This window comes from Streptomyces sp. ISL-100, from assembly GCF_018614615.1.
In the GTDB taxonomy this organism is placed as follows: domain Bacteria; phylum Actinomycetota; class Actinomycetes; order Streptomycetales; family Streptomycetaceae; genus Streptomyces.
The window spans coordinates 1-11,716 of record NZ_JAGGOK010000078.1; the positions used below are offsets into that span (position 1 = coordinate 1).

General features: G+C 70.2%; 7 protein-coding genes. 4 read left to right on the forward strand and 3 right to left on the reverse strand.

What is annotated here, in order from left to right:
* Positions 1–345 (forward strand): hypothetical protein (locus J7E89_RS32425; RefSeq protein WP_214978600.1); only part of this gene is annotated, 345 nt, incomplete at its 5' end.
* A 309-nt stretch (positions 346–654) separates the two neighbouring features.
* On the opposite strand, the gene J7E89_RS32430 is transcribed toward J7E89_RS32425, so the two are convergent.
* From J7E89_RS32430 to J7E89_RS32440, 3 genes are all read right to left on the reverse strand, one after another.
* Entirely contained in the window at positions 655–2,115 is a 1,461-nt protein-coding gene (locus J7E89_RS32430; protein WP_214978602.1) for a glutamate synthase subunit beta, read from the reverse strand.
* The gene (gene gltB / locus J7E89_RS32435; RefSeq protein WP_214978604.1) at positions 2,108–6,667 is read right to left on the reverse strand and encodes a glutamate synthase large subunit; all 4,560 of its coding nucleotides are present in this window, start codon (positions 6,665–6,667) and stop codon (positions 2,108–2,110) included. Before gltB ends, J7E89_RS32430 begins: the two co-directional genes overlap by 8 nt.
* 292 nt (positions 6,668–6,959) lie before the next feature.
* A complete protein-coding gene (locus J7E89_RS32440) occupies positions 6,960–7,691 on the reverse strand; it encodes a VIT1/CCC1 transporter family protein (protein ID WP_214978606.1) in 732 nt (243 codons plus the stop codon).
* 220 nt (positions 7,692–7,911) lie between these two features.
* Here J7E89_RS32440 and J7E89_RS32445 point away from each other — a divergent pair, with 220 nt between their 5' ends.
* The 3 genes from J7E89_RS32445 to J7E89_RS32455 are packed head-to-tail and all read left to right on the forward strand — an operon-like array spanning position 7,912 to position 11,304.
* The gene (locus J7E89_RS32445; RefSeq protein WP_214978608.1) at positions 7,912–8,964 is read left to right on the forward strand and encodes an ADP-ribosylglycohydrolase family protein; all 1,053 of its coding nucleotides are present in this window, start codon (positions 7,912–7,914) and stop codon (positions 8,962–8,964) included.
* Positions 8,961–10,133, forward strand: coding sequence for an ADP-ribosylglycohydrolase family protein (locus J7E89_RS32450; RefSeq protein WP_214978610.1), 1,173 nt, complete (start codon positions 8,961–8,963; stop codon positions 10,131–10,133). The genes J7E89_RS32445 and J7E89_RS32450 overlap by 4 nt, the downstream gene beginning before the upstream one ends.
* A 7-nt stretch (positions 10,134–10,140) precedes the next feature.
* A complete protein-coding gene (locus tag J7E89_RS32455; RefSeq protein WP_214978612.1) occupies positions 10,141–11,304 on the forward strand; it encodes an ADP-ribosylglycohydrolase family protein in 1,164 nt (387 codons plus the stop codon).
* The last annotated feature ends 412 nt before the right edge of the window (positions 11,305–11,716 follow it).

The following is an 11,716-nucleotide window of genomic DNA, read 5'->3' on the forward strand; positions in this document are numbered from 1 at the left end:
GAAAACGACCAGTCCTGGGATCTGTTCGCCGTCATGACCACCGATGTCCAGAAGGCGTCGCTCACCCTGGAATCGCTGCTCAGCCAGTACATCGGCGTTCCTCCGGCCCAGCAGACCCGGACCGTCCTCGAGTACCTTCGCGCGGCAAAACGCCGGGCCGCCGCGTTCCGCGCAGCCACGCCCGAGACACCCTTGATCTTCACGGTGCTGGAGGAGGACATCGAGCACGCGATCGACGACCTGGAGACTGTCGAGCGGCAACTGCTCGACACGCCGCCGTCACCATCACCCCCCGTAATCGTGCCCGTACCCGCCCCAGCGCCCGCAGGCTCCCCGAGCGGGTAGCGCTTCGAGCGGGCGGAGGCGTGTCGGCGCCGGCCCTCGCACGGTGATCAACTTGTTCTTGCCCAACCGGCTGCCCTCCGCCGCCGCGACGGCCACCCGCCGCTCGTGCGCGAAGGTATCCGCGTCGGAGTCACCCCCGCTGGTCGGCATGGTGACAGGTCCACCTGCCCGGGCAGCGACAGGCCGCCTGACGGGCCGCACCCACGTCGGCACGCACCGCGGCGCCCACCCAATGTCCGGTCGGGGACAAGGCAGGCGCCGCGTTCAGTTCCGCACGCCGTTGTACGGGACGTCTATTGGGGGCGTACGTCAGACAGTCAACGCACGATCCGTCGGCTTCACCGGGGCCGGCAACTCACTCGCCCCCGTCAGGAACCGGTCCACGCCACGGGCCGCCGAGCGGCCCTCGGCGATCGCCCACACGATCAGCGACTGGCCGCGGCCGGCGTCACCGGCGACGAAGACGCCGTCGACGTTCGTCGCGTACTCCGCGTCGCGCGACACGTTGCCGCGTGCGTCGAGCTCCAGGCCGAACTGCTGGACCAGACCGTTCTCCTGGTCCGTGCCCGTGAAGCCCATCGCCAGCGTGACGAGCTGAGCGGGGATCTTGCGCTCGGTGCCCGGCTTCTGCTCCAGCTTGCCGTCCTTGAACTCCACCTCGACGAGGTGCAGGAACTGGACGTTGCCGTCCTCGTCACCCTCGAAGTGCGTCGTGGACACGGAGTAGACCCGCTCGCCGCCCTCCTCGTGCGCGGAGGTGACCTTGTAGAGCATCGGGAAGGTCGGCCACGGCTGGTTGGCGTTACGCTCCTCGCCCGGCTTGGGCATGATCTCCAGCTGGGTGACCGAGGCCGCGCCCTGGCGGTGGGCGGTGCCCACGCAGTCCGCGCCGGTGTCGCCGCCGCCGATGACCACGACGTGCTTGCCCTCGGCGGTGATCGGGGAGACCGTCAGGTCGCCCTCCTGCACCTTGTTGGCGAGCGGCAGGTACTCCATCGCGAAGTGGACGCCGTTCAGCTCGCGGCCCGGGACGGGCAAGTCGCGGGAGACCGTCGCGCCGGCGGCGATGACCACCGCGTCGTACCGGCGCCGCAGCTTCGCGGCGTCGATGTCGCGGCCGATCTCGACCTCCGTACGGAACTTGGTGCCCTCCGCGCGCATCTGCTCGATGCGCCGGTTGATGTGCACCTTCTCCATCTTGAACTCGGGGATGCCGTAGCGCAGCAGCCCGCCGATGCGGTCGGCGCGCTCGTACACCGCGACCGTGTGACCGGCCCGCGTCAGCTGCTGAGCGGCGGCCAGGCCCGCAGGCCCCGAGCCGATGACAGCCACAGTCTTGCCCGACAGACGCTCCGGCGGCTGCGGCGTGACGTCGCCGTTGCCCCACGCCTTGTCGATGATCGAGACCTCGACGTTCTTGATGGTGACAGCCGGCTGGTTGATGCCGAGCACGCACGCCGACTCGCACGGAGCCGGGCACAGCCGCCCGGTGAACTCCGGGAAGTTGTTCGTGGCGTGCAGCCGCTCGCTCGCCGCCGCCCAGTCCTCGCGGTAGGCGTAGTCGTTCCACTCGGGAATGAGGTTCCCGAGAGGACAGCCGTTGTGGCAGAAGGGGATGCCGCAGTCCATGCAGCGCCCGGCCTGCTTGCTGATGATCGGCAGCAGGGAGCCGGGAACGTAGACCTCGTTCCAGTCCTTGACGCGCTCACCGGCGGGACGGGTCTTGGCGACCTCGCGTCCGGTGGTCAGGAAGCCCTTGGGGTCAGCCATTGGTCGCCGCCTCCATCATCTTCTCGGTGGTCTCCTGCTCGGAGAGACCGGCGAGCTCAGCGGCGTCCTTGGCGGCGAGCACTGCCTTGTACGTGGACGGGATGATCTTGCTGAAGCGGGCCACCGCGGTGTCCCACTCGGCCAGCAGCTTCGAGGCGACCGTCGAACCGGTCTCCTCCTCATGGCGACGCACCACATCGTGCAGCCACAGCTTGTCGGTCTCGTCGAGCGCCTCGACCGCCCCGGCGTTGCCGGAGTTGACGTTGTCCGGGTCGAGGTCGATGACGTACGCGATGCCACCGGACATGCCGGCCGCGAAGTTACGCCCCGTCTCGCCCAGCACCACCGCGCGACCGCCGGTCATGTACTCGCAGCCGTGGTCGCCCACGCCCTCCGAGACGACCGTGGCGCCGGAGTTACGGACACAGAAGCGCTCACCCGTCCTGCCCCGCAGGAAGAGCTCGCCACTCGTGGCGCCGTACGCGATCGTGTTGCCCGCGATCGTCGAGTACTCGGCGAGGTGGTCGGCGCCCCGGTCCGGCCGGACCACGATCCGGCCGCCCGAAAGGCCCTTCCCCACATAGTCGTTCGCGTCGCCTTCGAGCCGCAGCGTGACACCGCGCGGCACGAACGCACCGAAGGACTGGCCGGCCGACCCGGTGAAGGTGATGTCGATGGTGTCGTCGGGCAGACCGGCCCCGCCGAACTTCTTCGTCACCTCGTGACCGAGCATCGTGCCGACGGTCCGGTTGATGTTGCGGATCGCGACCTGCGCGCGCACCGGCCCGGCGGCCTCGGCGCTGTCCACGGCCAGGGCGTCGGCGGCGAGCTTGATCAGCTCGTTGTCGAGCGCCTTCTCCAGCGCGTGGTCCTGGGTCGTGATCTGGTGACGGACTGCGCCCTCCGGCAGCTCGGGCACGTAGAAGAGCGGCTCCAGGTCGAGGCCCTGCGCCTTCCAGTGCTCAACGGCGGCGTCGGTGTTGAGGAGTTCGGCGTGGCCGACGGCCTCTTCGAGCGTACGGAAGCCGAGCTCGGCCAGCAGCTCGCGCACTTCCTCCGCGATGAACTGGAAGAAGTTGACGATGTACTCGGCCTTGCCGGAGAACCGGTCCCGAAGCACCGGGTTCTGCGTGGCGATACCGACCGGGCACGTGTCGAGGTGGCAGACGCGCATCATGACGCAGCCGGAGACGACGAGGGGCGCGGTCGCGAAACCGAACTCCTCGGCGCCGAGCAGCGCGGCGATGATGACATCGCGGCCGGTCTTCAGCTGGCCGTCGGTCTGGACGACGATACGGTCGCGCAGCCCGTTGAGCAGCAGCGTCTGCTGGGTCTCGGCGAGACCGAGCTCCCAGGGACCGCCCGCGTGCTTCAGCGAGGTAAGCGGGGAAGCACCCGTACCACCATCATGGCCCGAGATCAGCACCACATCGGCGTGTGCCTTGGACACACCCGCGGCGACGGTACCGACACCGACCTCCGACACCAGCTTCACGTGGATACGCGCGGCCGGGTTGGCGTTCTTGAGGTCGTGGATCAGCTGAGCCAGGTCCTCGATCGAGTAGATGTCGTGGTGCGGCGGCGGCGAGATGAGCCCCACGCCCGGCGTCGAGTGCCGGGTCTTGGCCACCCACGGGTAGACCTTGTGACCGGGCAGCTGACCGCCCTCACCGGGCTTGGCACCCTGCGCCATCTTGATCTGAATGTCGTCGGCGTTGACGAGGTATTCACTCGTCACACCGAAACGCCCCGAGGCGACCTGCTTGATGCTGGAGCGCCGCGCCGGGTCGTACAGCCGCTCGGCGTCCTCGCCGCCCTCACCGGTGTTGGACTTGCCGCCCAGCTGGTTCATGGCGATGGCGAGGGTCTCGTGCGCCTCCTGGGAGATGGAGCCGTACGACATGGCACCGGTGGAGAAGCGCTTGACGATCTCGGAGGCCGGCTCGACCTCATCAATCGAGATGGCCTCACGGCCCGACTTGAACCCGAACAGCCCACGCAGCGTCATCAGCCGCTCCGACTGCTCGTTCACCCGGTCCGTGTACTGCTTGAAGATGTCGTACCGGCGGTTGCGCGTGGCGTGCTGGAGGCGGAAGACCGTCTCCGGGTCGAACAGGTGCGGCTCGCCCTCGCGGCGCCACTGGTACTCGCCGCCGATCTCCAGCGCGCGGTGCGTGGCGGCGATGCCTGAGGCCGGGTAGGCCTTGGCGTGCCGGGCGGCGACTTCCTTGGCGACGACATCGAGGCCGGCGCCGCCGATCTTGGTCGCCGTACCGTTGAAGTACTTCTCGACGAAGGCCTCGTCCAGACCGACAGCCTCGAAGACCTGCGCGCCCCGGTAGGAGGCGACGGTCGAGATGCCCATCTTGGACATGACCTTCAGGACGCCCTTACCGAGCGCGTAAATCAGGTTCCGGATGGCCTGCTCGGGCTCGGCGCCCTCGATGAACGTACCCGCGCGGACCAGGTCCTCGACGGACTCCATGGCCAGGTACGGGTTGACGGCGGCCGCACCGAAGCCGATCAGCAGCGCGACGTGGTGCACCTCGCGCACATCGCCCGCCTCGACGAGCAGCCCCACCTGGGTGCGCTGCTTCGTACGGATGAGGTGGTGGTGCACGGCGGAGGTGAGCAGCAGCGACGGGATCGGCGCGTGCTCGGCGTCCGAGTGCCGGTCGGAGAGCACGATCAGGCGGGCGCCGGCCTCGATGGCGGCGTCGGCCTCTGCGCAGATCTCCTCGATACGGGCGGCCAGCGCGTCGCCGCCGCCGCTGACGCGGTAGAGGCCGGACAGCGTGGCGGCCGTCAGGCCCGGCATGTCGCCGTCGGCGTTGATGTGTATGAGCTTGGCCAGCTCGTCGTTGTCGATCACCGGGAACGGCAGCGTGACATTGCGGCAGGTCGCGGCGGTCGGCTCCAGGATGTTGCCCTGGGGGCCGAGCGAGGAGCGCAGCGAGGTGACGAGCTCCTCGCGGATGGCGTCCAGCGGCGGGTTGGTGACCTGCGCGAAGAGCTGGGTGAAGTAGTCGAAGAGCAGCCGGGGCCGCTCGGACAGCGCCGCGATGGGCGAGTCCGTACCCATGGAACCGAGCGGCTCGCCGCCGGTGCGGGCCATCGGCGCGAGGATGACGCGCAGCTCTTCCTCGGTGTACCCGAAGGTCTGCTGCCGACGGGTCACGGACGCGTGCGTGTGCACGATGTGCTCACGCTCGGGCAGGTCCTCCAGCTCGATCTCGCCGGCTTCCAGCCACTCCTGGTAGGGAGCCTCGGCGGCGAGGCCGGCCTTGATCTCGTCGTCCTCGATGATCCGGCGCTCGGCGGTGTCGACGAGGAACATCTTGCCGGGCTGCAGCCGCCCCTTGCGGACCACCTTCGCCGGGTCGATGTCAAGCACGCCCACCTCGGACGACAGCACGACGAGCCCGTCGTCGGTCACCCAGTAGCGGCCGGGACGCAGACCGTTGCGGTCGAGTACGGCGCCGACCTGGGTGCCGTCGGTGAAGGTGACGCAGGCCGGGCCGTCCCAGGGCTCCATCATCGTGGCGTGGTACTGGTAGAAGGCCCGCCGGGCCGGGTCCATCGAGTCGTGGTTCTCCCACGCCTCGGGGACCATCATCAGCACCGCGTGCGGCAGCGAGCGCCCGCCCAGGTGCAGCAGCTCCAGCACCTCGTCGAAGGACGCGGAGTCGGAGGCGTCGGGCGTACAGACGGGAAAGATCCGCTCCAGCTTGTCCGCACCGAACAGGTCGGACGCGAGCTGGGACTCACGGGCCTTCATCCAGTTCCGGTTGCCCTTGACCGTGTTGATCTCGCCGTTGTGCGCGACGAAGCGGTACGGGTGGGCGAGCGGCCAGCTGGGGAAGGTGTTCGTCGAGAAGCGCGAGTGGACAAGGGCCACAGTCGTCGCGAAGCGCCGGTCGGACAGGTCCGGGAAGAACGGCTCCAGCTGCCCGGTGGTGAGCATGCCCTTGTAGACGATGGTCCGCGCGGAGAGCGACGGGAAGTAGACACCGGCCTCGCGCTCGGCGCGCTTGCGCAGCACGAAGGCCTTGCGGTCGAGCTCAAGCCCCGTCGACGTACCGTCCGCCACGAAAATCTGGGCGAAGGCCGGCATGGTGGCGCGGGCGCCGTTGCCGAGCAGCGAGGGAGTGACGGGAACCTCACGCCACCCCAGAACGTCGAGACCTTCCTCGGCTGCGATCGTCTCGATCTCGGAGACGGCCTGTGCGGAGCCGTCTGCGGGAAGGAAACCAATGCCGACGGCGTACGCCCCGGCCGCGGGAAGGTCGAATTCGGTGACCTCGCGCAGGAACGCGTCGGGAACCTGGAGCAGGATTCCGGCGCCATCGCCGGAGTCGGGCTCGGATCCTGTGGCACCGCGGTGTTCGAGATTGCGCAGTACGGTCAGCGCCTGCTCGACCAGCTCATGGCTGGCCACACCGGTAAGGGTGGCCACAAAGCCGACGCCACAGGCGTCGTGCTCGTTACGGGGGTCGTACATCCCCTGCTGGGCGGGGCGACCGTCCATGGGCGACCAGGCGTCGGAACGCATTGGCACTCCCGTCGTCGTCGTGGCATATGCAACTACCGAGGGACGACGTTGGCCCTCCGCGAAATTTCGTGCAGGTTACATGATGGCTGGCTTCTCGCGAGGTGGATAGCTCATTCCAGCATGCGGACACCGCGCATAGCGGTGCAGGTGGTTCACTGGCGGACAGACCGACACCCGTCGGGTCGTCACAGCGCAGGCCTCATTGCCTGCGGTGTCGTGGGCTCTTGCCCGGTGATTGCGAAGATGAAACCACCGAGTAACAGACTACTTATGTGGAGCCCCGCATAGGGTCTCACCCTACGGCCGTTCCGAACAGAGCGCCGAGGGCGTACGTCACACCCGCCGCGGCCCCGCCGAGCGCCAGCTGCCTGATTCCACTGAACCACCAGGAACGCGCCGTCACCCTGGCCACCAGCGCCCCGCAGGCAAAGAGCCCGACCAGCGCCAGCAGCACCGCGGGCCACAACGTCGAGGCCCCGAGCAGGTATGGCAGTACGGGCAACAGAGCGCCCAGAGCGAATGCCCCGAACGACGATACGGCGGCGACCAGGGGTGAGGGAAGGTCCCCCGGGTCGATACCGAGCTCCTCACGGGCGTGGATCTCCAGCGCCTGCTCGGGATCGCGGGACAGCTGACGGGCGACTTCACGAGCCAGTCCCGCCTCGACCCCACGCGACTCGTACAGCGCGGCGAGCTCCTCCAGCTCATCCTTGGGATGCTTGCGCAACTCCCGCCGCTCTACGTCGAGTTCGGCCTCGACAAGCTCGCGCTGCGAGGCCACGGAGGTGTATTCCCCCGCCGCCATGGAGAAGGCGCCGGCGGCAAGCCCGGCAAGCCCCGTAATGACGATCGTCTGCTGCCCCACGGAACCACCGGCCACACCGGTCATCAGCGCCAGATTCGATACCAGACCGTCCATGGCCCCGAAGACCGCCGGGCGCAGCCAACCCCCATTCACGTCACGGTGCGTGTGGTTGTCGCGGTGCGCCTCGTGCAGCGTCGCCTCGGTCTCAATGATGGCCATGTCGCCCAGTTCCCCTCTCACCGGAGGCGGGGCCGTCCGCGGCCCCTCCACCCCCTCAACATCATCGAAAGTACGCACGATTCAAGACCCCCGCCAGCAAGGCAGGCCGTACTTACCCGCAGCTCAGACCCCACGCCGACCGGGTGACGCTGACGTTTCGGAGCCTTCGCCGGGCCCTCGCGTGGCACAGATCCAGGAACGAGCCCTGGGAGTTGATTGCATGCGATCCCGCACCGGTCACGACCGCGCGCTTCAGGCCCTGCGCGAACTTCACGGCGTCCGGGCGCTCCGCGACAGGGGGCGGGGCGCCCTGCTCGGCCTGGCGGTGGGCGACGCGCTCGGGGCGCCGGCGGAGAACATGAAGCCGTCCGAGATCCGCCGCCGTTGGGGCCGCATCGAGGGCTTCGTGTCCTGCGACCCCGCCGGTACGGACGACACGGAGTACGCCATCTTCTCCGGCCTCCTCCTGGCCCGTCACGGCTCGGCGCTCACCGTGGCCCACGTCGAGAACGCCTGGCACCTGTGGATCGCCGACCTGGACGAGGGACCGTTCCGCGGCGCGGGCTTCAGCGAACGCGGCACGCTGGAAAACCTCCGCCGGGGCCTGGCCGCCCCCATCTCCGCCCAGCACCGCCACGCGTGGAGCGACGGCCTGGCGATGCGCGCCGCCCCGTTCGGCGTCTTCGCGGCGGGCCGCCCGGCGGAGGCGGCGCGGCTGGTGGCGATCGACGGATGCGTGAGCCACGGGGGCGAGGGCATCTACGGCGGCCAGGCGGTGGCGGCGGGCGTGGCGGCGGCCATGACGGGCGGCACTCCCTCCGCGATCACCGCGGCCGCACTCTCGGTCATCCCGTCCGACTCCTGGACGGCCCGCTCCCTGCGCCGAGCGGTGGCAGTGGCCCCGGACGGCGAACGGGCGGTGCGCTCGGCGGTGGTGATCGGCGGCTACCCCTGGACGGACCTGGCCCCGGAGGCGGTGGGCCTGGCCTTCGGGGCGTTCGCGGCGTCCCGCGGCGACTTCGCCACCTCAGTCCTGACGGCGGTCAACATGGGCCGCGACGCGGACACCACGGCGGCGGTGGCGGGCGCCCTGGCCGGCGCGATGTGCGGCGCGAGGGCGATCCCTCCGGCCTGGTCCTCTGCCATCACCCCGGCCAGAGGCAGCTGCCTCCCGTCCATGCGAAACCACCACGTACTGGACGTGGCAGACCTCCTCACCCCGGACGACGATCCCCCGACCGCCACCCCCCACACCCTCCGGGCAACGCGATGACCCCCTACAACCCCCCACAAGCCGCAGAAACCACCCCCACCCTTGCGGGCAGCCCGCGCACCGCTGACACGGCCGGCCCCCGCCGGATCGAAGGGCTGCTCCTCGGCCTGGCCGCAGGCGACGCCGCCGGCTGGCCCGCCGCCCGCCACCGCGCCGCCCGCATGCCGGACTGGACCCGCCGCCTCACCCGAGAGCTCGACACCTTCGCCGAGCAGAACGCCACCACCACCCTCCCCGTCCCCATCGCCCTCAACCAGCCCCCCGAACCCCTGCGCCTAGGCCCCTCCGACGACGCCGAGTGGGCCGCTTTCACCGCCGGTACGATCCTCGCCGCCACCCCCGGCAAGATCCGCGCCGCGGTCGACCGCGCCTGGACCGCCCTCGCCGCCGAGGTCGCCGCCGCAGCCGACCGCGCCCCCGAGGTCGAGTCCGCCGTACTCCCCCTCCGCGCCCGGATCTCCGTACGCGCGGGCCTGGGCAACCTCGCCACCGGCCTGCGCCCGCCCGCGACCGGCCACGACAATCCGCACTACTTCGACGACGCCGCCTGCATCCGCGCCGCCGTCCTCGCCACCGCCCACCCCGGCGACCCGATCGCCGCCGCCGAGCTGGCCGAGTTCGACGCCCGCTACACCCAGGACGGCGACGGCGTCCACGGCGCCCGCGCCATGGCGGCGGCGATCGCGGCAGCCCTCGGCGGCGCCGGCGTCGACGAAGCCGTGCACGCCGCGCTCGCCCAACTCCCCGAAGCCACGGAAATCGGCCGCAACGCAGCCCACGCCGTACACCTCGCCACCACCTCCAACGCCGGAGCCTTCGCGCTGGTCCCCACCCTGGAGCACCAGATCGTCGACCACGTCTACAGCTACGGCATCGCCGCCGCCGAAACCGTCCCCGTAGCCCTGGCCCTCGCCACCGCCGCCCGCGGCCGCGTCACCGAGGCCGTACCCGCCGCCGCCTGCCTGTCGCGGGTCGCCGACTCCGCCCCCGCCCTCGCCGGCGCACTGACCGGCGCACTCTGCGGCGGCGACGCCCTACCGCCCGGCTGGCGGGACACCTGCCGCACCCTGGTCGGCTGCGCCCTCCCCCGCCTGGCCGGCACAGACCTGGTCGAACTGGCTGGAAGACTCACCGCACACCTCCGCCCCAACCACCCCACGAAGGGCTGACCGAACCATGGCGACATTCCCACCCCTCACCCTGGAGGACCGGACCACCGGCAGCCTGATCGGCGCGGCAGTCGGCGACGCGCTCGGCGGCCCGGTAGAAGGCTGGACCCCCGAACAGATCACCGAACGCCACAACGGCCGCGTCCACGGCATCGTCGGCCCCTTCCACGAGAACTGGCGTACGGCGCGCCCCATCGCCCCGTACCACAAGGGCGACGGCCACATCACGGACGACACCCTCATGACCCACGCCCTGGTCCGCGTGTACGAGGCCGTACGCGACCACCTGGACGCCTACGCGATCGCCGACCACCTGGTCCCCGAACTGATCGAATCCCCCATCTGGATCCCGGAGTTGGAGCAAGAAGCCCTCCCCCTCCAGCGCATCTTCCTGGCCGAGAAGTGGATCGTCGCCCGCCTCCACTACGGCCACGTGGACCCCCGGGAAGCCGGCACCGGAAACATCGTCAACTGCGGCGCCGCGATGTACATGGCCCCCGTCGGCCTGGTCAACGCGGGCAACCCAACATCCGCGTACGCCGAAGCAATCGACATCGCCGGCGCCCACCAGTCGTCGTACGGACGAGAGGCAGCCGGAGTCTTCGCCGCCGCAGTAGCCGCCGCCTGCGCCCCCGAAGCCACCCCCGCCACAGTGGTGGACACATGCCTGTCCCTCGCCAAGGACGGCACCCGCACAGCAATCGAAGCAGTAGCCGAAGCAGCGGTCCGCCACCACGACTTCGAGTCCGCACTCACCCCCCTCCGCAACGCCGTCGCACCTTTCGACACCGTCGGCCCGGACTACCGCAAACCGTCCCTCGCGGCCCGCCGCCCCTCCCGGCTGCACTCCATCGAGGAACTCCCCATCGCCCTCGGCATGCTCCTCGTAGCCAGCGGCGACTACCGCCACACAGTCCTGGGCTCGGTCAATTACGGCCGCGACTGCGACTCGATCGCCACGATGAGCGGCGCGATCGCCGGCGCGCTGTACGGCGAATCAGCCATCCCGTCCGACTGGGCGAAAACCGTCGCCGAAGCAAGCCGCACCGACCTGCACGCCCCACCCCGGACCCTGGCGGCCGTAACCCGCGAGGTGTACGCCCGAGACTCGGAGCGCCGCCGGACCCACGAGGCGACATTCGCGGCGCTGGCAGGCACGCCGTGCGGCTGACCTGGCTGCAACCTGAGGACCTGATCACCCACGAGCTGCGCCAGGCATCGGAGGACGGCCGCGACGCGACAGCGATCCGCACCCGCTGGCAATCAGCGGGCGGCCCGCCCACCCCACCGACCGCGGGCGCGTCCCCTACCCCCGCACCACACCTGCGCACCCTGGCAGAAACCCTCCTGACCGACCTCTCCCGGCTCCCCACACCCCACCCAGAACCAACCACCCTCCCCGCCATCAGATCAGCCTGCCCCACCTGGCCACACGCCCCCACACCACCCAGGAACGCGCCACCGGACGGCGCCGGAAGCGCCCCGCCGCACCACATCGCGGTGCCCGGAGGGGACGTGCCGGGGCGCTCCCCGCAGGGCGTTGAACGCAACGAGCCCACACGAAACAACGCAGTACCCGAACG